Source organism: Bacillus infantis (assembly GCF_050107595.1).
Lineage (GTDB): Bacteria > Bacillota > Bacilli > Bacillales > Cytobacillaceae > Bacillus_AB > Bacillus_AB infantis_C.
This window is the reverse complement of sequence record NZ_JBNILH010000006.1, coordinates 295,555-317,572: the sequence shown is the minus strand read 5'-3', so window position 1 is coordinate 317,572 and position 22,018 is coordinate 295,555. Positions and strand designations below refer to the sequence as shown.

Genomic DNA, 22,018 nt, shown 5'->3' with positions numbered 1-22,018 from the left:
TTGATAGGTCTGAGGTGGAAGCGTGGTGACACGTGGAGCTGACAGATACTAATAGATCGAGGACTTAACCACATTTGATTGCTTTGTAATTCTTCTTCTGCATTATCTAGTTTTGAGGGAACAAAAACCTCATCTAAATAGTCTGGTGGCGATAGCGAGAAGGTCACACCCGTTCCCATACCGAACACGGAAGTTAAGCTTCTCAGCGCCGATGGTAGTTGGGGGCTCTCCCCCTGTGAGAGTAGGACGCTGCCGGGCGAATGAAGAACAGTCTGTGAGACTGTTCTTTTTTTGTGCTTTTTTTGGGAAAAGGAGAAGGTTTTAATAAGAAAAGGGTTCTTGAGAGGAAATTAGTGCCCGGGGCAGGCGCATGAGCAGGGTTTTTGATTAGAATGATGGGGAGAGCAGCTGCTTTGGCTGCGAATTTCATCAATTGGTCCGATAATCTACCAACTTTGTGGTTTATTTAATCAATTGGCTGATTAATTTACCGACTTCCCCATTTAATTTACCAACTCCCCATCATAATCAACGAATTGCCCTAAACTTCAACTCACCACCAACATTTTTACCAGCTGAACTTAATCCTGCCCAATCTTCCAACCCCAGCCCCCCGTCAGTCCGCTTACTTAATAACCAAAAACCATTACCATCCTGCTGCTCCTTAACTCCTAAACCGCCCCGCCAGCCCACGCTGCCTCCTAAAAAGGCATCATTTCTCCCAACTTCCCTTCATTTCCCTGCTCACCCGCTCCCTGCAGCAGTTTTATCATTGGGAGAATAGGTTAACATAACAAAAAGATCAATTTATTTTTTTCTAAATGGTTCGCAAATGCAGATTTCTCTTGTACAATAGGGATTTACGTTGAATTAAGGCAGAGGCTTGAAGGAGGTTTATTTTTTGCTTGAAAATAGTTTAGTGATGGTTGCCATCATACTTGTCATTAATATTGTATATGTCTCCTTTTTTACGATCAGGATGATCCTTACGCTGAAAGGGCAGCGTTATTTGGCCGCTTTTATCAGTATGATCGAAGTGGTCATTTATGTAATTGGACTGGGGCTTGTACTCGATAATCTGGATCAGATCCAGAATTTAGTCGCATATGCTGTAGGATACGGAATCGGTGTTGTTGTCGGCATGAAGATTGAAGAGAAGCTTGCTCTTGGATATATAACGGTTAATGTAATAACAAAAGAATATGATAAAGACGTTCCCAGGGTGCTGAGGGAAAAAGGCTATGGTGTAACCAACTGGGCTGCCAATGGACTGGAGGGCGACCGGATGGCTATGCAGATTCTGACGCCGAGGAAATATGAGCTGAAGCTGTACCAGACGATCAAGGAGCTTGATCCTAAAGCCTTCATTATCGCCTATGAGCCTAAGACAATCCACGGCGGCTTCTGGGTGAAATCTGTCAGGAAAGGAAAATTGTATTCATGAGCAAGGAAAAGAAAAAGAAGCAGTTTGAAGTCCTTGAAAATGAAACGATTGGCCAATGCCTGGACCGCATAGCTAAAGAAGGCTATGTGCCTGTTAGGAGGACGGAGAAGCCGATATTTAAAGAAGTGAAGACCGGCGGTAATGTCACTTATGAGCCAGCAGGACGGCAGATAGTCTTTGAAGCAAAAAAGGAAGAGTAAAACACGAACATTATCCTATTATCAATCATTATTGTTCGAATAGTAGTTGACACCCCGATAGGATAGTTGGTAAGATGTTGTTAGATAAGATTACAATTTAAATTATATTTATATAAAGATTTACCCTTATATAATAATGGGGATATGGCCCATAAGTTTCTACCTGGCTGCCGTAAATGGCCGGACTATAAGGGAAAGCTGATATGACCGGTTCAAGGGTCTGCTTCCTTGTGTATATTAGGGGCTATCCTTTATTATCCGAGCCCGGACAGATTACTTTCTCTATTAGTAAATAGTGAAAAGTAACTGTCCGGGCTTTTTATTTTTTGTGGAAGATTAGAATTGGGGGAGAGGCATATGCAAGTGGCTGTTATTATGGGCAGCAAATCTGACTGGGAAACGATGAAGCATACATGCGGCATGCTGGATAAGCTTGAGATTTCTTATGAAAAGCAGGTTGTTTCTGCCCATCGAACCCCGGATTTGATGTTCCGGTTTGCAGAAGAAGCACGAGACCGCGGGATAAAAGTGATCATCGCAGGAGCTGGCGGCGCAGCTCACTTGCCAGGAATGGTGGCAGCGAAAACGACATTGCCGGTCATTGGGGTGCCTGTCCAATCCAAGGCGCTTAACGGACTTGACTCGCTGCTGTCCATTGTTCAGATGCCAGGCGGTGTTCCTGTAGCAACAGTGGCTATCGGAAAGGCAGGTGCAGTCAATGCAGCCCTCCTTGCTGCACAGATGCTGGGAGCCTTTGATGCGGAGATTGCAGACAGGATTGAGAGCATGAGGCTGCAGACAAAACAGGAAGTAATGGAGAGCAGTGATGAACTTGTCTAAACAAACAATTTTGCCTGGACAGACGATAGGAATCATCGGGGGCGGACAGCTGGGGAGAATGATGGCATTGGCAGCGAAGGCACAGGGGTTCAGGATTGCTGTCCTTGATCCCGCACCGGATTCTCCCTGCGGCCAGGTTGCCGACCGGCAGATTGTCGGCGGCTACGATAACCTGCTTTGTATAAAGGAGCTTGCTGAGGCGAGCGATGTGATCACTTATGAATTTGAAAATATCAATGCCGAGGCGCTTGACTGGCTGACAAGCCATGCCTATGTTCCCCAGGGATCTGAACTGCTCCGCACAACGCAGGACCGCCTGACTGAGAAGGAAGCGATCGAACGGGCAGGGGCAAAGGTGGCGCCTTACGCCTGCATCGAAAAGGCGGCCGATATTTATGATAATATAGAGAAGCTTGATTTTCCTGCGGTACTAAAGACGGCACGCGGCGGCTATGATGGCAAAGGCCAATATGTGATTCGTTCAAAAGATGATATTCCTGCTGCTGCAGAGCTGCTTGAAAAAGGCATCTGTGTCCTGGAAAAGTGGATCTCTTTTCAAAAGGAAATTTCTGTGATTATTGCAAGAAATCCCGATGGGGAAACAGCTGTTTTTCCGGTAGGAGAGAATATTCATAAAGATAATATCCTGCATGAAACCATTGTACCGGCTGATATCAGCGAGAGTGCCGCACGCAAGGCTGAGAACCTGGCCAAAAAGATCGGCGAAGCGCTTGGGCTGGTTGGTACGCTTGCAGTGGAGATGTTTCTATCTGACGGGGATGAGATTTACATAAATGAATTGGCTCCAAGGCCGCATAACTCAGGTCATTATACAATCGAGGCCTGTGAAACTTCACAGTTTGAGCAGCATATCAGGGCTGTGTGCAATTGGCCGCTTGCAAGCACGAGGCTATTAAATCCGGCAGTTATGGTCAACATATTAGGAGAGCACCAGTCAGATGTGATCAAGGCGATTCCGGGCCTGAAGGATTGGAAGATCCATCTGTATGGTAAGGATGAACCTAAGCATAAGCGAAAAATGGGGCATGCAACACTTTTGCGGCCGTCAACGGCAGAAGCGCTTGCCGAGATAGACCGCAGCGGAATATGGAGCAAAGCAAAAGAAGGTATGGAGGTTTTACGATGATTGGACGTTATACAAGACCTGAAATGGGAGCGATTTGGACAGAGGAAAATCGCTTTAAGGCCTGGCTGGAAGTAGAAATCCTTGCTTGTGAAGCATGGGCGGAGCTAGGGGACATCCCAAAAGAAGATGTGCAGAAAATCCGTGAGAATGCTTCATTCGATATCGAACGCATCAATGAAATTGAGCAGGAGACGCGCCATGATGTGGTGGCATTCACCCGCGCGGTTTCAGAAACGCTCGGTGAAGAGCGGAAATGGGTGCATTACGGCCTCACTTCCACGGATGTAGTGGATACGGCTCTTTCGTACCTGATCAAGCAGGCTAACAGCATCCTTCTTCAGGATCTGGAGAATTTCGTTGAAATCTTGAAGAATAAAGCAAAAGAACATAAATACACAGTCATGATGGGGCGCACGCACGGTGTTCATGCCGAGCCGACAACCTTCGGGCTGAAGCTGGCTTTATGGTATGAGGAAATGAAGCGGAACCTGGAGCGCTTCAAGCAGGCCGCTGCCGGCGTTGAGTTCGGGAAGATGTCCGGTGCTGTCGGGACCTACGCCAATATCAACCCATTCGTGGAAAGCTATGTGTGCGAGAAGCTGGGCCTCCAGCCTGCGCCTATCTCAACGCAGACACTTCAGCGTGACCGCCATGCCCACTATATGGCCGCCATCTCGCTGATTGCGACTTCCATCGAGAAGTTTGCAGTTGAAATCCGCGGACTTCAGAAGAGTGAAACCCGTGAAGTTGAGGAGTTTTTTGCGAAAGGGCAGAAAGGGTCTTCTGCCATGCCGCATAAGCGCAATCCAATCGGATCTGAGAATATGACTGGCCTTGCACGAGTGATCCGAGGCCATATGCTCACAGCCTATGAAAATGTGCCGTTATGGCATGAGCGCGATATTTCACACTCTTCGGCAGAGCGGATTATTCTTCCGGATGCAACGATTGCCCTGAATTATATGCTGAACCGATTTGGGAATATCGTTAAGAATCTCACCGTGTTCCCGGAGAACATGAAGAGAAATATGGACCGCACACTTGGCCTCATCTATTCCCAGCGTGTGCTGCTTGCCTTGATCAATAAAGGCATGGCCCGTGAAGAGGCATATGACGTTGTCCAGCCGAGGGCGATGGAGGCATGGGAGAAGCAGGTAGCGTTCAAATCGCTTGTGGAAGCCGATGAAACGATTTCTTCCAGGCTGTCTGCAGAGGAAATTGAAGACTGCTTCGATTATAACTATCACATCAAGCATGTGGACACCATTTTTGACCGCTTAGGCTTATAAAATCAGGGGGCTTCGGTCCCCTTTTATCAGGAAGATTCCCAATATTCTTACCAAGGAGGCTCTGCCATGGAAAAGAGAGAGCAACTATATGAAGGCAAGGCGAAAAAGGTATATCTGACCGATGATGAAAATATTGTCTGGCTTGAATATAAAGATTCTGCAACTGCATTCAACGGGGAGAAAAAAGCAGAGATTGCCGGCAAAGGCCGTTTGAATAACGAGATTACAAGTCTGCTGTTTTCAGAGCTTCATAAAAAGGGCATCAGCTCTCATTTCATTGAGAAAGTTTCAGAAACTGAGCAGCTTGTACAAAAAGTCGAGATTATTCCTATTGAAGTGGTTGTAAGGAATGTGGCTGCTGGAAGCATGGCAAAAAGGCTCGGGATGGAAGAAGGGGCTCTTCTGAAAAGAACGCTTGTGGATTTTTATTTGAAGGATGACAGTCTGGGCGATCCGATCATTACCGATGATCATGTGTTTGAGCTTGAGCTTGCTTCTCCTGATGAAGCTGCCCTGCTGAGGAGCAAGGCGCTAGAGGTTAATGCATTTTTATCAAGCTTCTTTAAGGAAATGGGCATTCGTCTCATTGACTTTAAGCTTGAGTTCGGAAAAAATGCTGCCGGCGATATTCTGCTGGCAGATGAGATCTCTCCTGATACTTGCCGCCTTTGGGATATGGAGACAAATGCGAAGCTTGATAAGGATGTATTCCGCCGTGATCTGGGAAGCTTAACAGATGCCTATGAAAATATTTTAACAAGATTGGGAGGACGCCAGCATGTATAAAGTAAAGGTGTATATCACATTAAGAGAAAGTGTGTTGGATCCGCAGGGAACAGTTGTGAAAGGATCGCTGCACTCCCTGGACTTCAATGAAGTGCAGGATGTCCGGATCGGGAAATATATGGAGCTGACAATCGATAAAACAGATCGTGATATCGATGCAGCTGTAAAAGAAATGTGTGAGCGCCTGCTGGCTAATGTGGTGATTGAGGACTATCGCTACGAAATTGAGGAGTGTGTTGCACTGTGAGGTTTGCAGTCATCGTTTTTCCGGGCTCCAATTGTGATATTGATATGTTCCATGCGATCCAGGATGAGCTTGGGGAGCAGGCAGAATATGTGTGGCATGATACAGAAAGCCTTGATGACTATGATGCGGTCCTCCTGCCGGGCGGCTTCTCTTATGGAGATTATCTCCGTTCCGGCGCGATTGCCCGCTTCAGCAAGGTGATGAAGGCTGTTATCAAAGCAGCAGAGGAAGGAAAGCCGGTCCTTGGCGTCTGCAATGGCTTTCAGATCCTCCTTGAAACCGGCTTGCTGCCAGGCGCGATGCGCAGGAATGAAAGCCTGAAATTTATGTGCAGACCCGTTCAGCTGCAGGTAGCGAATAATCAAACAATCTTCTCTTCCGCCTATGAACAGGGCGAAGTGATCACAATCCCGATTGCACATGGAGAAGGCAATTATTACTGCGATGAAGCTACACTGAAATCACTGATAGAAAATAATCAGGTTGTATTCACATACAGCGGCGATAACCCGAACGGAAGCCTTGGCGACATTGCCGGAATCATCAATGAAAAAGGAAATGTCCTCGGCATGATGCCGCACCCTGAAAGGGCCGTCGATCAGCTATTGGGCGGTGCCGATGGACTGAAGCTTTTCCAATCAATCGTCAAACAATGGAGGGAATCTTATGCCGTTAATGCTTGAGCCAAGCCCGAAGCAGATTCAAACAGAAAAAGTCTATAAAGAGATGGGGTTGACGGACCAGGAATTTGCGATGGTTGAGGATATCCTGGGCAGATTGCCGAATTACACAGAGCTCGGATTGTTTTCCGTCATGTGGTCAGAGCATTGCAGCTATAAAAATTCTAAACCGGTCCTGAAAAAATTCCCGGTCAAAGGAGAACGTGTCCTGCAGGGCCCTGGGGAAGGAGCTGGCATCGTTGACATCGGAGACGGCCAGGCGGTTGTATTTAAAATTGAAAGCCATAACCACCCATCTGCGATCGAGCCTTACCAGGGAGCGGCAACGGGTGTGGGCGGCATTATCCGGGATGTATTTTCAATGGGAGCAAGACCGATCGCTCTCCTTAACTCTCTTCGCTTTGGAGAGCTGGATTCTCCTCGCGTTCGGTACCTTTTTAAAGAAGTAGTGGCAGGCATTGCCGGTTACGGAAACTGCATCGGCATTCCGACTGTCGGGGGCGAGGTGCAGTTCGATGCTTCTTATGAAGGCAATCCTCTCGTCAATGCCATGTGCGTCGGGCTGATTGACCATAAGGATATTAAAAAGGGACAGGCGCACGGAGTTGGCAATACGGTTATGTATGTTGGTGCAAAAACGGGCCGCGACGGAATCCACGGCGCGACCTTTGCCTCAGAGGAACTGACAGAGCAGTCTGAAGAAAAGCGCCCTGCCGTCCAGGTCGGCGATCCGTTCATGGAGAAGCTGCTGCTTGAAGCATGCCTCGAACTGGTCAAGTCTGATGCACTTGTCGGAATCCAGGACATGGGAGCAGCCGGGCTGACAAGCTCATCTGCCGAAATGGCCAGCAAAGCAGGCTCAGGCATCGAGATGAACCTTGACCTTGTCCCGCAGAGGGAAACGGGCATGACTGCCTATGAAATGATGCTGTCTGAATCACAGGAGCGTATGCTGATTGTCGTCCAAAAAGGGCGTGAGCAGGAAATCGTTGATCTTTTTTCAAAATATGAACTTGAAGCCGTCGCGATCGGCAGGGTGACAGATGATAAAATGCTTCGCCTCATCCATAAAGGAGAAGTGGTGGCGGACGTTCCGGCTGATGCACTTGCCGAGGAAGCGCCTGTGTACCACAAGCCTTCACGCGAGCCTGAATATTTCCGTGAATTCCAGGCTATGGAGACGGAAATTCCGGCAGCAGGGAATGCAGGGGAAACTCTGATGCGCCTGCTGCAGCAGCCTACCATTGCAAGCAAGGAATGGGTCTATGACCAATATGATTATATGGTTCGCACGAGCACAGTTGTTTCTCCAGGTTCTGATGCGGCGGTCGTAAGGATCCGCGGAACGCGCAAGGCGCTTGCCATGACAACCGACTGCAATTCGCGTTATCTGTATCTGGATCCTGAAACAGGCGGGAAAATTGCTGTGGCTGAAGCAGCAAGAAATATTATAGCTTCCGGTGCCGAGCCGCTTGCCATTACAGACTGCCTGAACTTTGGCAATCCGGAAAAGCCGGAAATCTTCTGGCAGCTGGAGAAAGCGGCAGATGGCATGAGCAGCGCCTGTCTGGCTTTGAATACGCCGGTCATTGGCGGAAACGTGTCACTATACAATGAGACCAACGGTACAGCCGTTTATCCTACACCAGTAGTCGGGATGGTCGGTCTCGTAGAGGATGTTGACCATATTACGACTCAAAGCTTCAAACAGGCCGGAGATCTGATTTATCTTCTGGGAGAAACAAAGGCTGAATTTGGCGGCAGCGAGCTGCAAAAGCTTGTTCACGGGGAGATATTCGGGAAAGCGCCGGAGCTTGATCTGGCAAAAGAAGCACGAAATCAGGAGCAGGTGCTAAAAGCCATCCGTGCGGGGCTTGTCTCTTCCGCTCATGACCTGGCAGAAGGCGGACTTGCAGTTGCAGCTGCTGAGAGCGTGATAGGCTCTGAGGGACTTGGCGCTTTAATCCGCATTTCAGGAGACGAGACCAGCGCACTATTCAGTGAATCACAGTCCCGCTTCCTCCTCACTGTTAAAAAGGAAGATCAGCAGGCATTTGAAAGCATGACTGATGCGATTCTGATCGGCGAGGTGACAGACGAGCCTGTACTTGAAGTCCACTCTGACAGCGGTCTGGTTATGAAAGAACAAACTGAAGTTCTGAAATCAGCCTGGAAAGGAGCAATCCCATGCTTGCTGAAATAAGAGGCCTGAACGAAGAATGCGGCATCTTTGGTGTCTGGGGGCATGAAAATGCCGCCCAGATCACCTATTACGGCCTTCACAGCCTGCAGCACCGCGGCCAGGAAGGTACAGGGATGGTCGTGACAGACGGGAAAAAGCTGAAGGGTCTGAAAGGTGAAGGGCTTGTAGCGGAAATTTTCACCGAGGATGCCATGGAGGCAATGGACGGAAAGTCGGCCATCGGCCATGTCCGCTATGCAACAGCAGGCGGCGGGGGATATGAAAATGTCCAGCCTCTGCTGTTCAACTCACAAAACGGCGGCCTGGCCCTTGCTCATAATGGCAATCTGGTAAATGCCACTGCATTGAAAAATCAGCTTGAAGGACAGGGAAGCATCTTCCAGACCAGCTCAGATACAGAGGTGCTGGCCCATCTGATCAAGCGCGGGGGTTTTTCAGCCTTAAAGGACCGGGTTAAAACGGCCCTTTCCATGGTAAAGGGCGCGTATGCATTTCTGATCATGACTGAAACCGAATTGATGGTGGCGCTTGACCCGAATGGCATGCGGCCGCTATCGCTCGCCAAGCTTGGCGATGCCTATGTGGTAGCTTCTGAAACCTGTGCATTTGATGTGGTCGGGGCAGAATTCATCAGGGATGTTCTTCCTGGCGAGCTCTTGATCATTGATGATGAAGGCTTCCGTTCCGAGATGTTTGCGGTTGCCTCAACAACAGCCATGTGCACGATGGAATATGTTTATTTTTCAAGGCCTGACAGCAATATCAACGGCATCAATGTCCATACTGCCCGTAAAAATCTAGGGAAGAAACTGGCTGAAGAGTTTCCTTTCGAAGCAGATGTGGTAACAGGCGTGCCTGATTCAAGCATTTCAGCTGCCATCGGCTATGCGGAAGCATCCGGGATTCCTTATGAAATGGGGCTGATCAAGAATAGATATGTCGGCAGGACATTCATCCAGCCGTCCCAATCATTGAGGGAGCAGGGCGTCAAGATGAAGCTCTCCCCTGTTCGCGGCGTTGTCGAGGGCAAAAGGGTCATCATGGTCGATGATTCCATTGTCCGCGGCACAACAAGCAGAAGGATCGTCACCATGCTCCGCGAAGCTGGTGCAACAGAGGTTCATGTTGTGATCAGTTCACCGCCGATCAAAAACCCTTGCTTCTACGGAATCGATACATCGACAAGGGAAGAATTGATCGCCTCCGAGCACTCTGTGGAAGAGATCCGGGAAATCATTGGAGCAGATACACTTTCGTTTTTGAGCGCGGAAGGCATGATCGAAGCGATCGGCAGGACAGAGCAGGGAGCATTGAAAGGCCAGTGCCTGGCATGCTTTACGGGTAATTATCCGACCGAAATCTATCCTTCTACCATTCATCCTTACGAAAAAGTCTAAAAAAGCGGCATTCAGCAATGCTGCTTTTCTTTTCAAAAAATACAAGATCGAGGGGGAACTGTAATGGCTAATGCCTATAAGCAGGCTGGCGTGGATATAGAAGCAGGATATGAGGCGGTATCCCGGATGAAGAAGCATGTGCAGAGGACGCAGAGAGCTGGCGTAATGGGAGGCTTGGGCGGTTTTGGCGGCATGTTTGATCTGTCAGTCCTGAACCTGAAGGAGCCGGTGCTTGTATCAGGGACAGACGGGGTCGGCACAAAGCTTATGCTCGCGTTTATGATGGACCAGCATGATACAATCGGAGTGGATGCTGTTGCCATGTGTGTGAATGATATTGTTGTACAGGGCGCTGAACCGCTGTATTTCCTTGACTATATTGCATGCGGAAAAGCGGATCCGGCAAGGATTGAAGCAATCGTTAAAGGCATTGCAGATGGCTGCGAGCAGGCCGGCTGTGCGCTTGTCGGCGGAGAAACAGCCGAAATGCCCGGCATGTACAATGAAGAAGAATATGACCTGGCCGGTTTTGCAGCAGGGGCCTGTGAGAAGTCAGCACTGATTGACGGCAGCGGGATTAAAGAAGGCGATGTGCTTGTCGGCCTTGCATCAAACGGAATCCACAGCAATGGCTATTCTCTTGTCAGAAAAATCCTGCTGGAGGATGCCGGCCTGGCGCTGGACAGTTATCAGGAGGAACTCGGCTGCACATTGGGCGAGGAGCTTCTGAAGCCGACGCGGATTTATGTGAAGCCGGTGCTTGATGCGATGAAAAAATTCGACATCAAGGGATTGGCCCATATTACAGGCGGCGGGTTCATTGAAAACCTGCCAAGAATGCTTCCAGAAGGGCTGGGGGCTGAAATTGATGAGAGCGGAAGGGATATTCCGCCGGTATTCGGACTTATGGAAAAGCTGGGAAATCTCGATCGGCTGGAAATGTACAATATTTTCAATATGGGCACGGGAATGGCCGCGGCTGTCAGCCCGGAACAGGCCGACATGCTCATCAGCCAACTGAATGCTTCAGGGGAAAAAGCCTACAGGCTCGGGACGGTTACAAGGAAAGAAGGAATTCAAATTACCGTGTAAAACGGATTTCGGAGGTTCCCATGAAAAAGATAGCGGTATTTGCTTCCGGAAGCGGAACCAACTTTCAAGCTATAGTAGATGCTGTAAAAAGCGGCGGCCTGGATGCGGACATCCGGCTTTTGGTTTCTGACAGGCCAGGAGCTTATTGCTTGGAGAGGGCGGAGGCCAATGGAGTCCCAAGCTTTGCCTTCCGTGCAAAAGAGTTTGAAAGCAAGCAGGCATATGAAGAGGAAATTCTCGGCAGGCTCAAGGAGTGCGGAGCTGAGTTCATCATTCTGGCAGGCTATATGAGGCTGATCGGTGAGGTTCTCCTTGCTGAATATGAGGGAAGAATCGTCAATATCCATCCTTCGCTTCTGCCCTCCTTTCCGGGTAAAGATGCCATCGGCCAGGCGCTCGCAGCCAGGGTGCCGATCAGCGGCGTAACGGTTCATTATGTGGATGCCGGCATGGACAAAGGGCCGATCATTGCCCAGCAGTCTGTGGAGCTTGATGAAGAAGAGACGAGAGAGACCCTGCAGGAGAAAATCCACCAGATTGAGCATAAATTGTATCCTGCTACTTTGAAAAAGATATTTGCAGAAGGTGCAGCAAGAGTCAGCAGCAGTAAATAAGGACAGTCAACAGGAGGAATTCAAATTGAAAAAGCGAGCATTAATCAGTGTGTCAGACAAAAACGGAATTGTCGATTTTGCCAAGGAGCTCGCCAGTCTTGGCTATGAGATCATATCAACGGGCGGCACAAAGAAAGCACTTCAGGAAAGCGGCGTTGATGTAATCGGCGTGAGCGATGTCACAGGTTTCCCGGAAATTCTCGAAGGCCGTGTAAAGACATTGAATCCGATGATTCATGGGGGCCTTTTGGCAAAATTCGATCAGTCCGGGCATAGCGCCCAGATGGAAGAGCATGGAATTGATCCGATCAGCATCGTCTGTGTCAATCTGTATCCTTTCCAGCAGACCATCGCCAAGAGTGATGCATCAGTCGAGGATGCAATTGAAAACATTGATATCGGCGGACCCGCAATGCTGCGCGCGTCGGCAAAAAACCATCAATATGTCACCGTGGTCATCGATCCTGCAGACTATGAAACCGTCCTGGCAGAACTCAGTGAAAACGGGGAAACACAGGCAGCGACGCGCCGCAGGCTCGCAGCGAAGGTCTTCCGCCATACAGCTTCCTATGACAGCCTGATTGCTGAATATATGACTAAGCTTGCAGGTGAAGAGAATCCGGAAAAAATGACTGTTACATACGAATTGAAACAAACGCTTCGCTATGGCGAAAATCCTCATCAGAAAGCGTCCTTTTACCGGAAGCCGCTTGGCTCTGAGTTTTCAATTGCCAACGCCGAGCAGCTTCATGGGAAAGAGCTTTCCTACAACAATATCAATGATGCAGAAGCTGCCCTGCAAATCGTCAAGGAATTCAAGGACCCGGCTGCTGTTGCTGTAAAGCATATGAATCCTTGCGGCGTTGGAACCGGCAAAGATACCTATGACGCGTTTACGAAAGCATTTGAAGCAGACCCTGTTTCCATCTTTGGGGGAATCATTGCGCTGAACCGGGAAGTGGATGCTGAAACTGCAGGGAAGCTGAATGAGATTTTCCTTGAAATCGTCATTGCTCCGTCCTATTCTGAAGAGGCGCTTAAGATATTGACAGGCAAAAAGAATATCCGCCTCCTGACCATTCCTTTTGATGTGGAAAAGAAGGAAGAGGCAAGGCTGACCAGCATTGAAGGGGGACTGCTCGTTCAGGAATATGACCGCTACTCCCTGGAGGACGCCAGTGTGTCTATTGCAACCAGGAGAGAGCCGACAGAGGAAGAATGGGCGGCGCTTAAGCTTGGCTGGAAGGTTGTTAAGCATGTGAAGTCCAACGCGATTGTCGTGAATAATAGTGAGATGACTTTAGGTATCGGAGCCGGACAAATGAACCGCGTCGGTGCAGCCAAAATAGCCCTTGAACAGGCTGGCAATCGTGCAGAAGGAGCAGTGCTCGCTTCAGATGCGTTCTTCCCGATGGATGATACAGTCGAAGCGGCAGCCAAGGCAGGCATCACTGCGATCATCCAGCCTGGAGGCTCCATCAAAGATCAGGATTCTGTGAAAAAGGCAGATGAATATGGAATTGCAATGGTATTTACAGGAGTAAGGCATTTTAAACATTAATCAGGGAGCTGATGGATGGTGAACGTATTAGTCATCGGGCGCGGCGGCAGGGAGCATAGCATCTGCCGGAAAATGAGCGAAAGCCCATCTGTGGATAAAGTATATGCTGCACCTGGGAATCACGGGATGGCCGATTGTGCAGCCCTGGTTCCAATTGATGAAATGAATTTTCCTGAACTTGCAGCCTTCGCAAAGGAAAATGAAATCGGACTGACAGTCATCGGCCCGGAGGCACCGCTTCAGGCCGGGCTGGCGGATTTTCTGGGCAGTCTGGGAATGAAAGTATTCGGTCCGAAAAAAGAGGCTGCTGTCATTGAAGGGAGTAAGTCCTTCGCCAAAGAGCTGATGGAGAAATACGATATTCCCACTGCCGAATATAGATCATTCACTGACTATGAAAAAGCCAGGGCCTATTTGGACGAAAAAGGTGCTCCCATCGTCATTAAAGCAGACGGGCTTGCAGCAGGCAAAGGAGTCACGGTCGCCATGACCCTGGATGAAGCCCATCAGGCGCTGGAAGAAATGATGGTCGGTGCCCGCTTCGGGGAAGCCTCCGCCAAGGTAGTCATTGAAGAGTTCCTTGAGGGGGAGGAGTTCTCCCTGATGGCTTTTGTCAATGGAAGGACAGTGGTGCCCCTTGACATTGCCCAGGACCATAAGCGGGCATATGACGGAGACCAGGGGCCAAATACTGGCGGGATGGGTGCCTATTCACCGGTTCCCCATATTGGCGAAGATGTGGTCCAGGAGGCAGTCAGAACGATCCTTGAACCCGCTGCAAAAGCGATGGAGCTTGAAGGCAGAAGCTTCTGCGGAGTATTATATGCAGGCTTGATCCAAACGGGACGCGGCCCGAAGGTCATTGAATTCAACGCGCGCTTCGGTGATCCGGAGACCCAGGCAGTGCTCCCGAGGATGAAGTCGGATCTTGCTGAAAGCATGCTGGCTGTCATTGATGGCGGGAAGCCTGAAATAGAGTGGGATTCCAATTTTGTGCTTGGTGTTGTGGCTGCTTCCAAAGGCTATCCGGGATCTTACGGAAAGGGAGCCGTGCTGAAAGGGCTCAGCGAACTGGACCCTTCCTTGTTTGTCTTCCATGCCGGCACAAAACAAAATGAAGACGGTGAGTTTATTACAGACGGAGGACGGGTGCTTCTCGCCGGCGCCAGGGCCAAAAGCCTTTCAGAGGCCCAGGAAAAGGTATATGCCGGGCTTGAAAAGCTTCAGTGCGAAGGTGTCTTCTACCGCAAGGACATAGGCGGCAGGGCTATCGCGCGCCTTTCTTTCCGGACTTCCTTATAAAAGCATAAAGGATTGCGACGATGCTGCCGATCAGGATGATCAGGACAAACGACATATCAGTAACATATTCAAGAAACAATCATATCATCTCCTTAAGATTCAAAAGCGGCAGGCACCTTTATACAGGTGTCCGCCGCTTTCTTTTTTCTCATTTAAGCGTGTTATTCTGCATCAGGGTCTTTTCAATCATCGCCAGGTCCTGATCATTCAGGTCCTGTTTATCCCCGCCAGCCTTGGGTTCATTATGCTTCTGTTCGGAATGATCTTTGCGGCTGCCGGTGCCGCCTCCATTCATCATATCCTGCCCGCGGTCAAGCATGGCTGTCACTGGACAATAGCGGACAATCCCTTCTGCCACCTTCATGGCCCCAAGCATTGCCATTACCAGATAAGAATCGCGCCAAGGCATTTTCACCAGCTTGGCTGTGCTCCAGGAAAGGACTGTAAGCCCGATGGTGATGCGGATGAGAGCATTCAATATGCCGATGTTCGGTTTGATTTTCATGGACTGCTGCACTCCTTCACAAAATTTTCAATTTCTTTACAATTCTTTAATGCGTTAAACAGCGAAATATGTTAGTATAGATAGAACAGCTCTGAAAGGGCTTTCTTTTTTGAAGTATGATCGCTTAGGATCTTAAAAAATATATCAAAGCCGCTTAGCGGCAAGTAAACGGAGGGGACATTGTTGCTCGAACAGCGGTATCGGTGGAAAAACAAACAAATAAGGGAACAGGTCTCCGTTCTGGATGGAAAGCTTGCCCCGACCATGCTTTTGCAAAATGCTACATACTTGAATCAAGTACTGAATAAATGGATCACCGCCAATATCTGGATCTATGACGATCGGATTGTCTATGTCGGAGAGAAGCTTCCGGCAAGGACAGACGGCTGTGAAATCAGGGACTGTCAGGGTGAATGGCTTGTTCCAGGCTATATTGAGCCCCACGCCCATCCATTTCAACTTTATAATCCCCATTCTCTGGCGGCCTATGCATCGCAGTTCGGCACAACGACACTCATCAATGATAATATGTCGCTTGTTTTGCAGATGGATAAAAAGAAAGCGTTTTCTTTTTTGAGGGAGATGCGCAATATTCCTTCAACGATGTATTGGTGGTGCCGATTTGATGCTCAGACAGAGATCCAAAACGAAGAACAGGCCTTCTCCCATGGAAACATCAAATCCTGGCTTGAACATGATGCCGTTCTGCAGGGCGGGGAACTAACAGGGTGGCCGCGGCTTTTGGATGGCGATGATATGATGCTTCACTGGATACAGGAAGCCAAACGGATGCGCAAGCAGATCGAAGGGCATTTCCCGGGTGCATCGGAAAAGACGCTGGCGAAGATGATGCTCTTTGGGGCAGACTGCGACCATGAAGCGATGACAGGAAAAGAGGCTTATGACCGGCTGATGCATGGATATACGGTTTCCCTCCGCCATTCTTCCATCAGGCCTGACCTGCCTAAGCTGCTGGAAGAGATTCATGAGCTGGGAATCAATGTATATGACCGGTTTATTTTTACAACAGATGGTTCATCGGCCTCGTTTTACGAGCAGGGCATGATCGATCATATGATCAGGATTGCCATCGAAAAAGGGGTGCCTGTAGTAGACGCTTATAATATGGGGACGATCAATCCGGCCCGGCATTATAATATCGACTATCTGCACGGCAATATCACAACAGGCAGGATTGCCAACATCAATTTCCTTGAGGATGAAAGAAACCCTACACCGGTTTCTGTCCTTGCAAAAGGCAAATGGGTCAAGAAGGACGGCAAAGAAGTGGAAGGCGCTTACGGATGGAATACCTGGGAAGAACATGGCTTCGAAAAGCTGGACATTGACTGGAGCCTGACAGGTGATGATATGCAATTTTCAATGCCGTTTGGGATCAAAATGGAGAACGCAGTGATTACAAAACCGTATTCCATCTCGATTGATGTTTCCTATGAAGAACTGTCAGAAGACCATGATGAATGCTTTTTCATGCTTGTTGACAGGAAGGGCAAATGGCGGATCAACACAATGCTGAAGGGCTTTGCCAGCAGAATTGGGGGCATGGCAAGCTCCTTCTCCAATACAGGCGATATTATCCTGATCGGGAAGAACAAACAGGATATGCTGACAGCATTTGAACGGATCAAAGTGCTCGGCGGAGGGATTGCCATTGCCGGCAGCGGCACGATTGAATGCGAGGTCGGACTTCCGCTGAATGGCGGGATGTCTGCAAAGGCCGTTCCAGACCTGATTGAGGATGAAAAGAAACTGCTGAGGCTGCTTGAGGAAAAAGGGTATAAATTCGAGGACCCGATCTATTCGCTCCTCTTTTTCTCATCAACCCATCTTCCGTACATCCGGATCACTCAGCATGGAATGTATGATGTCATGAATAAAACGGTACTCTTTCCAACGATAATGCGTTAAAATATAAAAGAATAGACTATAAAGAAAGATAGGGATCACAGGGGTGAAAAAGATTAAGAAATGGATGATGCTTTCAGCAGCAGTGCTGATGCTTGTTTCTGGGTGCAAAAAGTCTAATGATGATACAGAGCCTGAGAAAGGGAATAATCAGGCGCCGGCCGAACAAACTTCCAATGAAAATGAAGGACAGGAAACAGAGGCAGAATCGCCGTATGCCTTTCCGCTGACAGGCATTGGCACAGAGAAGGAAGCCGCAGGCCGCGCCGTCGCTGTGATGATCAATAATCATCCGGCTGCCAGGCCGCAATCCGGACTACCGGAAGCTGATATTGTTTATGAACTTTTAGCGGAGGGAGATGTGACCCGCTTCCTGGCCATCTACCAAAGCGAACAGCCGGAAAAGATCGGTCCAGTCAGGAGTGCCCGTGATTATTACATTGAGCTGGCCAAAGCGTATGACGGGCTTTATATCTGCCACGGAAACAGCCCGGATGCGAAGGAGCTTATGGACAACGGCTATATAGACAATCTGAATGGCCTTTATTATGACGGGACTCTCTTTCAAAGGGCCGGTTACCGCAAGGCTCCGCATAACTCGTATACCTCTTATGAAAATATCCTGAAGGGGGCGGCGGAAAAGAACTATGAAATGGAAAAAGCTCCCGGTCCCCTCAGCTTCATGACAGCTGAAGAAGCAGGGCAGCTCACAGGCGAAGAAGCAGAGAGTGCAAAGGTTTCGTATCTTTCAAACGAGACATTCTCAAGCACCTATGAATATGACAGGAATCTTGATAAATACAAAAGATATTCCAATGGCGAACTGACCGCTGATTATGACAGCGGCGCCCCCGTCCTGATTGACAATATACTCATCATAGAAGCCTCCCACAAAATTGTTGACAGTGCAGGCAGGCGTGAGATTAACTTAACAACTGGGGGAAGAGGCTATCTTCTTCAGAAAGGCTCCCTCCGGGAAGTAGAGTGGAAAAATGAAAATGGAAGGCTGCTTCCTTTTATTGATGGCAAGGAAGCGCCGCTGGTCCGAGGAAAGACATGGATCAATGTAATTCCATCAGACCCGGGCCTCGGCCAGGCAGTCAGCTTGAATAAAGCTAATTAACTCTTACAAATTTTGTTTAAATAAAGGAGATCCTATATGCAAATTGAAAAACTGAGAGGCAAAGAGCTGGATCAATTGTTCAAATCGGTTCTGTCCCTAAAAGACCTGGAAGAATGCTATCGATTCTTCGACGATCTTTGCACGGTAAATGAAATTCAATCTCTTGCCCAGCGCCTGGAGGTTGCCCGGATGCTGCGGGAAGGAAAGACTTATCATAAGATTGAAACAGAAACAGGGGCAAGCACGGCAACGATTTCCCGTGTCAAACGCTGCCTGAATTATGGCAATGACGCCTATGAGATGGCCCTTGAGCGCATCAAGGACGATGAAGCACAGGCCGCTGCAGAATAACTGATGAAAAGCCGCAGGATGAGGATCCAGCGGCTTTTTTATTAGGAGGAGCAAGCATTCCGAGACTTGCGCTCTTTGTTTTCGCTGCTGCCCCCGCATTCTCCAGGAAGGACTTTTCTTCTTCCATCAATATGCAGGAAATGTCCTTCCCGCTTTCCTTTTTGATTCCAGTGTCTAATGCTATAATGTTGTAATGGAATGATAGAATGGAGGCAAGTATGCATGTATGATGTTCGCGAGTGGCGCCATGCCTTTAAACTCGATCCCGATAAAGAAATTTCTGACCAGGACCTGGAGCGGATCTGTGAATCAGGGACAGATGCTGTAATAGTCGGAGGTACTGACGGCATTACACTTGAAAAGGTGCTGGACCTGATGGCGAGGATACGGCGCTATACAGTGCCCTGTGTACTCGAAGTTTCAACAATTGAGTCTGTAACTCCGGGCTTTGATCTGTATTTTATTCCGTCTGTCCTGAACAGCGGGGACAGCAAGTGGATCACCGGGCTTCATCATCAGGCGGTCAAGGAATACGGAGAGATCATGAGCTGGGAGGAAATCCTTGTCCAGGGCTATTGCATCATGAACAGCGAATGCAAGGCGGCAAAGCTGACAGGGGCGAAGACGGATCTGGATGCAGAGGATGTTGTGGCCTACGCGATGATGGCGGAGAAAATGTTCCACCTTCCCATCTTTTATCTGGAATACAGCGGGACATATGGCGATCCCGGGCTTGCGGCTGAAGTGAAGCGCACCCTTGAGGAAACAACCTTTTTCTACGGCGGCGGAATTTCCACTGAAGCACAGGCAAGGGAAATGGCTGAGGCAGCGGACGTCATTGTGGTCGGCAATATAATATATGAAAATCTTGATGAAGCTTTAAAGACTGTTTTGCCTAAATAAAGTTGCCTGCAGAAGGACTTAAGGATACACTACTATAAAGAACATATGTTTGTTTGGCGGTGAATAAAAAGATGCAATATTTAACGGATAAATTATTAAACGGATTGAATGCCCAGCAGCAGAATGCTGTAAAGGCTACGGATGGGCCGCTGCTCATCATGGCCGGTGCGGGGAGCGGAAAGACGAGGGTGCTGACCCACAGGATTGGATATCTGATGGTTGAAAAAGGGGTAAACCCGTATAACATCCTGGCCATCACCTTTACCAACAAGGCGGCAAGGGAAATGCGCGAGAGGATCCAGAACATGATGGGCGGAGCAGCCGATGATATTTGGATTTCTACGTTCCACTCGATGTGTGTGCGGATCCTCAGGAGAGATATAGACAGAATCGGCTTTAACCGGAATTTCACGATACTCGATACAACAGACCAGCAGTCTGTCATTAAGGCAATTCTCAAGGAAAAGAACCTGGATCCGAAAAAATACGATCCGCGTGCGATCCTGGGCAGCATCAGCTCGGCAAAAAACGAACTGATCGATCCGGAGGAATATGCAAAGGCGGCCGGCGGCTACTTCGAGCAGATCGCAAGCGATGTATACACAGAATATCAAAGGCGCCTCCGCAAAAATCAGGCGCTGGACTTTGATGACCTGATCATGACAACGATCCAGCTATTCCAGCGGGTGCCTGAGGTGCTGGAATATTATCAGCGTAAATTCCAATATATCCATGTGGATGAGTATCAGGATACAAACAGAGCACAATATATGCTTGTAAAGCTGATGGCAGACAGATTCAAGAACCTTTGCGTCGTCGGAGACTCTGACCAGTCGATCTATCGCTGGCGCGGAGCTGACATTGCCAATATCCTCTCTTTCGAAAAAGATTACAAAAATGCCCGAACGATTCTCCTGGAGCAGAATTACCGCTCAACAAAGCGGATCCTGCTGGCTGCCAATGAGGTCATTGCCAAGAACCTCAACAGGAAGGCCAAGAATCTCTGGACAGAAAATGCAGAAGGCAATAAACTGTTCCATTACCGCGCAGACAGCGAGCAGGGTGAAGGGCAGTTTGTCGCAGGGAAAATCAAAGAAATGGTCGACAGCGGCAAGCGGAAGTATTCCGAAATTGCCATCCTTTACCGGACCAATGCCCAGTCCCGTGTAATGGAGGAAGTGCTCCTCAAATCAAATATTGAGTACTCCATTGTCGGCGGCATCAAGTTCTATGACAGAAAAGAAATCAAGGATATCCTTGCCTATCTGAGGCTGATTGCCAATCCTGATGATGACATCAGCCTCCAGCGCGTGATCAACGTGCCAAAACGCGGCATAGGCTCAGGATCTGTGGACAAAATCGCCAATTTTGCACAGATGCATGATATGACGATGTACCAGGCACTCGATGCCCTTGACCTGATTGGCCTGAGCCCGAAAATCACGAAGGCGGCAACCGAGTTCCGCGATTTGATCAGAAGCTACGAACAGATGCAGGAATATTTGTCTGTAACAGAGCTTGTAGAGGAAGTGCTGGAGAAGTCCGGCTACAGGGACATGCTGAAGGCAGAGAAGTCAATTGAAGCCCAAAGCCGCCTGGAAAACATCGACGAGTTTTTATCTGTTACAAAAAACTTCGAGGATGCCAGCGAGGACAGGTCACTTGTTGCCTTCCTTACAGACCTGGCTCTGGTGGCAGACATCGACAAGCTTGAAGACGATGGCACAAAGACCGATTCCGTCGTCCTTATGACGCTTCACTCTGCAAAGGGGCTGGAATTCCCGGTCGTATTCCTGATCGGGCTTGAGGAAGGCGTCTTCCCTCACAGCCGCTCCCTCATGGAAGAGGCGGAAATGGAAGAAGAGCGCCGCCTCGCCTATGTGGGAATCACCCGTGCAGAGGAAGAATTATATATTACTAACGCGCAGATGCGGACATTATTCGGACGGACGAATATGAATCCCCCATCGCGCTTCATCCAGGAAATCCCGGCAGACCTTATCGAAGGGATTGAGCCAAAGAAGGCATCACCTTCTCCATTTGGCAGCCCTGCAGGAGGACGGTCACTATCATCCACAGCCCCGCGGCAGGCTATGCGCAAGGCTGTGGTCAAGCCGGCTGCGGCCTCGACCGGCGGGGATGCCCTAGGCTGGCAGGTCGGAGACAGAGCTGTCCATGGAAAATGGGGCACCGGAACAGTTGTCAGTGTAAAAGGCGAAGGAGAAGGAACAGAGCTGGATATCGCCTTCCCGAGTCCGACCGGCATCAAGCGCCTGCTGGCAAAATTCGCACCGATTACAAAAGGCTGATAGAGTACAGAAATATACGATAAAAGCATAATTGCTGCGGAGCTGCCTGGCCTTATTGGAGGCGGGCAGCGGCCGAGTTTCTTATGAAAGGGCTGGATA

Annotated in this window: 21 protein-coding genes, 1 rRNA gene and 1 riboswitch; of the genes, 20 read left to right on the top strand and 2 right to left on the bottom strand. The window is 49.1% G+C overall.

What is annotated here, in order from left to right:
* Positions 1–141 precede the first annotated feature (141 nt).
* The 15 genes from rrf (at position 142) to purD (ending at position 14,802) form a co-directional block, all read left to right on the top strand.
* Positions 142–258: ribosomal RNA gene (gene rrf / locus ACQCVH_RS15050) — 5S ribosomal RNA — on the top strand.
* A gap of 664 nt (positions 259–922) precedes the next feature.
* Entirely contained in the window at positions 923–1,444 is a 522-nt protein-coding gene (locus ACQCVH_RS15045) for a DUF2179 domain-containing protein (protein WP_187445823.1), read from the top strand.
* Entirely contained in the window at positions 1,441–1,644 is a 204-nt protein-coding gene (locus ACQCVH_RS15040; protein WP_426836459.1) for an NETI motif-containing protein, read from the top strand. Before ACQCVH_RS15045 ends, ACQCVH_RS15040 begins: the two co-directional genes overlap by 4 nt.
* Before the next feature lie 106 nt (positions 1,645–1,750).
* Positions 1,751–1,852: riboswitch (purine riboswitch) on the top strand.
* A 149-nt stretch (positions 1,853–2,001) separates the two neighbouring features.
* Complete coding sequence (gene purE / locus ACQCVH_RS15035) at positions 2,002–2,484, top strand: 5-(carboxyamino)imidazole ribonucleotide mutase (protein ID WP_426836458.1); 483 nt, start codon at positions 2,002–2,004, stop codon at positions 2,482–2,484.
* The gene (purK, locus tag ACQCVH_RS15030; protein WP_426836457.1) at positions 2,471–3,631 is read left to right on the top strand and encodes a 5-(carboxyamino)imidazole ribonucleotide synthase; all 1,161 of its coding nucleotides are present in this window, start codon (positions 2,471–2,473) and stop codon (positions 3,629–3,631) included. The genes purE and purK overlap by 14 nt, the downstream gene beginning before the upstream one ends.
* Positions 3,628–4,920 carry an adenylosuccinate lyase gene (purB, locus tag ACQCVH_RS15025; RefSeq protein ID WP_426836456.1) on the top strand — a complete coding sequence of 431 codons (1,293 nt, stop codon included), beginning with the start codon at positions 3,628–3,630 and terminating at the stop codon, positions 4,918–4,920. Before purK ends, purB begins: the two co-directional genes overlap by 4 nt.
* Before the next feature lie 66 nt (positions 4,921–4,986).
* A complete protein-coding gene (purC, locus tag ACQCVH_RS15020) occupies positions 4,987–5,706 on the top strand; it encodes a phosphoribosylaminoimidazolesuccinocarboxamide synthase (RefSeq protein ID WP_426836455.1) in 720 nt (239 codons plus the stop codon).
* Positions 5,699–5,953: a phosphoribosylformylglycinamidine synthase subunit PurS gene (gene purS / locus ACQCVH_RS15015; RefSeq protein WP_224905424.1), complete on the top strand. Its 255-nt coding sequence runs from the start codon at positions 5,699–5,701 to the stop codon at positions 5,951–5,953. The genes purC and purS overlap by 8 nt, the downstream gene beginning before the upstream one ends.
* Entirely contained in the window at positions 5,950–6,636 is a 687-nt protein-coding gene (purQ, locus tag ACQCVH_RS15010) for a phosphoribosylformylglycinamidine synthase subunit PurQ (RefSeq protein WP_426836454.1), read from the top strand. The genes purS and purQ overlap by 4 nt, the downstream gene beginning before the upstream one ends.
* Positions 6,620–8,836 carry a phosphoribosylformylglycinamidine synthase subunit PurL gene (purL, locus tag ACQCVH_RS15005; protein WP_426836453.1) on the top strand — a complete coding sequence of 739 codons (2,217 nt, stop codon included), beginning with the start codon at positions 6,620–6,622 and terminating at the stop codon, positions 8,834–8,836. The genes purQ and purL overlap by 17 nt, the downstream gene beginning before the upstream one ends.
* Positions 8,821–10,233, top strand: a complete 1,413-nt coding sequence (purF, locus tag ACQCVH_RS15000) for an amidophosphoribosyltransferase (protein ID WP_426836452.1) — start codon at positions 8,821–8,823, stop codon at positions 10,231–10,233. Before purL ends, purF begins: the two co-directional genes overlap by 16 nt.
* A gap of 63 nt (positions 10,234–10,296) precedes the next feature.
* A complete protein-coding gene (gene purM / locus ACQCVH_RS14995; RefSeq protein ID WP_426836451.1) occupies positions 10,297–11,325 on the top strand; it encodes a phosphoribosylformylglycinamidine cyclo-ligase in 1,029 nt (342 codons plus the stop codon).
* 20 nt (positions 11,326–11,345) lie between these two features.
* The gene (purN, locus tag ACQCVH_RS14990; protein WP_426836450.1) at positions 11,346–11,939 is read left to right on the top strand and encodes a phosphoribosylglycinamide formyltransferase; all 594 of its coding nucleotides are present in this window, start codon (positions 11,346–11,348) and stop codon (positions 11,937–11,939) included.
* Positions 11,940–11,964: 25 nt separating this feature from the next.
* The gene (gene purH / locus ACQCVH_RS14985; protein ID WP_426836449.1) at positions 11,965–13,500 is read left to right on the top strand and encodes a bifunctional phosphoribosylaminoimidazolecarboxamide formyltransferase/IMP cyclohydrolase; all 1,536 of its coding nucleotides are present in this window, start codon (positions 11,965–11,967) and stop codon (positions 13,498–13,500) included.
* Positions 13,501–13,518: 18 nt separating this feature from the next.
* Complete coding sequence (purD, locus tag ACQCVH_RS14980; RefSeq protein WP_426836478.1) at positions 13,519–14,802, top strand: phosphoribosylamine--glycine ligase; 1,284 nt, start codon at positions 13,519–13,521, stop codon at positions 14,800–14,802.
* Here the strand turns inward: purD and ACQCVH_RS14975 are convergent.
* A complete protein-coding gene (locus ACQCVH_RS14975; protein ID WP_323131897.1) occupies positions 14,768–14,881 on the bottom strand; it encodes an EYxxD motif small membrane protein in 114 nt (37 codons plus the stop codon). The two genes, purD and ACQCVH_RS14975, sit on opposite strands and share 35 nt — an antisense overlap.
* Positions 14,882–14,950: 69 nt before the next feature.
* Complete coding sequence (locus tag ACQCVH_RS14970) at positions 14,951–15,307, bottom strand: YgaP family membrane protein (RefSeq protein ID WP_426836448.1); 357 nt, start codon at positions 15,305–15,307, stop codon at positions 14,951–14,953.
* Between the two features lie 183 nt (positions 15,308–15,490).
* Here ACQCVH_RS14970 and ACQCVH_RS14965 point away from each other — a divergent pair, with 183 nt between their 5' ends.
* From ACQCVH_RS14965 to pcrA, 5 genes are all read left to right on the top strand, one after another.
* Positions 15,491–17,236: an adenine deaminase C-terminal domain-containing protein gene (locus ACQCVH_RS14965; protein WP_426836447.1), complete on the top strand. Its 1,746-nt coding sequence runs from the start codon at positions 15,491–15,493 to the stop codon at positions 17,234–17,236.
* 52 nt (positions 17,237–17,288) lie between these two features.
* Positions 17,289–18,356 (top strand): DUF3048 domain-containing protein, encoded by a 1,068-nt coding sequence (locus ACQCVH_RS14960; protein WP_483964305.1) that lies wholly within the window; start codon positions 17,289–17,291, stop codon positions 18,354–18,356.
* A 36-nt stretch (positions 18,357–18,392) separates the two neighbouring features.
* Complete coding sequence (locus tag ACQCVH_RS14955) at positions 18,393–18,707, top strand: YerC/YecD family TrpR-related protein (RefSeq protein WP_426836446.1); 315 nt, start codon at positions 18,393–18,395, stop codon at positions 18,705–18,707.
* 222 nt (positions 18,708–18,929) lie between these two features.
* Positions 18,930–19,610 (top strand): heptaprenylglyceryl phosphate synthase, encoded by a 681-nt coding sequence (gene pcrB, locus ACQCVH_RS14950; protein ID WP_426836445.1) that lies wholly within the window; start codon positions 18,930–18,932, stop codon positions 19,608–19,610.
* Positions 19,611–19,681: 71 nt separating this feature from the next.
* On the top strand, positions 19,682–21,919 hold the full coding sequence (gene pcrA / locus ACQCVH_RS14945; protein WP_426836444.1) for a DNA helicase PcrA: 2,238 nt from the start codon (positions 19,682–19,684) through the stop codon (positions 21,917–21,919).
* Positions 21,920–22,018 lie beyond the last annotated feature (99 nt).

What these genes read in the sequence shown, in the direction of transcription:
- pcrA (WP_426836444.1), top strand. Translation starts at nt 19,682, where the DNA reads ATGCAATATTTAACGGATAAATTATTAAACGGATTGAATGCCCAGCAG.
- purS (WP_224905424.1), top strand. Translation starts at nt 5,699, where the DNA reads ATGTATAAAGTAAAGGTGTATATCACATTAAGAGAAAGTGTGTTGGAT.
- pcrB (WP_426836445.1), top strand. Translation starts at nt 18,930, where the DNA reads ATGTATGATGTTCGCGAGTGGCGCCATGCCTTTAAACTCGATCCCGAT.
- ACQCVH_RS14970 (WP_426836448.1), bottom strand. Translation starts at nt 15,307, where the DNA reads ATGAAAATCAAACCGAACATCGGCATATTGAATGCTCTCATCCGCATC.
- purF (WP_426836452.1), top strand. Translation starts at nt 8,821, where the DNA reads ATGCTTGCTGAAATAAGAGGCCTGAACGAAGAATGCGGCATCTTTGGT.
- ACQCVH_RS14955 (WP_426836446.1), top strand. Translation starts at nt 18,393, where the DNA reads ATGCAAATTGAAAAACTGAGAGGCAAAGAGCTGGATCAATTGTTCAAA.
- purB (WP_426836456.1), top strand. Translation starts at nt 3,628, where the DNA reads ATGATTGGACGTTATACAAGACCTGAAATGGGAGCGATTTGGACAGAG.
- purE (WP_426836458.1), top strand. Translation starts at nt 2,002, where the DNA reads ATGCAAGTGGCTGTTATTATGGGCAGCAAATCTGACTGGGAAACGATG.
- purK (WP_426836457.1), top strand. Translation starts at nt 2,471, where the DNA reads ATGAACTTGTCTAAACAAACAATTTTGCCTGGACAGACGATAGGAATC.
- ACQCVH_RS15045 (WP_187445823.1), top strand. Translation starts at nt 923, where the DNA reads ATGGTTGCCATCATACTTGTCATTAATATTGTATATGTCTCCTTTTTT.
- ACQCVH_RS15040 (WP_426836459.1), top strand. Translation starts at nt 1,441, where the DNA reads ATGAGCAAGGAAAAGAAAAAGAAGCAGTTTGAAGTCCTTGAAAATGAA.
- purM (WP_426836451.1), top strand. Translation starts at nt 10,297, where the DNA reads ATGGCTAATGCCTATAAGCAGGCTGGCGTGGATATAGAAGCAGGATAT.
- purC (WP_426836455.1), top strand. Translation starts at nt 4,987, where the DNA reads ATGGAAAAGAGAGAGCAACTATATGAAGGCAAGGCGAAAAAGGTATAT.
- purL (WP_426836453.1), top strand. Translation starts at nt 6,620, where the DNA reads ATGCCGTTAATGCTTGAGCCAAGCCCGAAGCAGATTCAAACAGAAAAA.
- purN (WP_426836450.1), top strand. Translation starts at nt 11,346, where the DNA reads ATGAAAAAGATAGCGGTATTTGCTTCCGGAAGCGGAACCAACTTTCAA.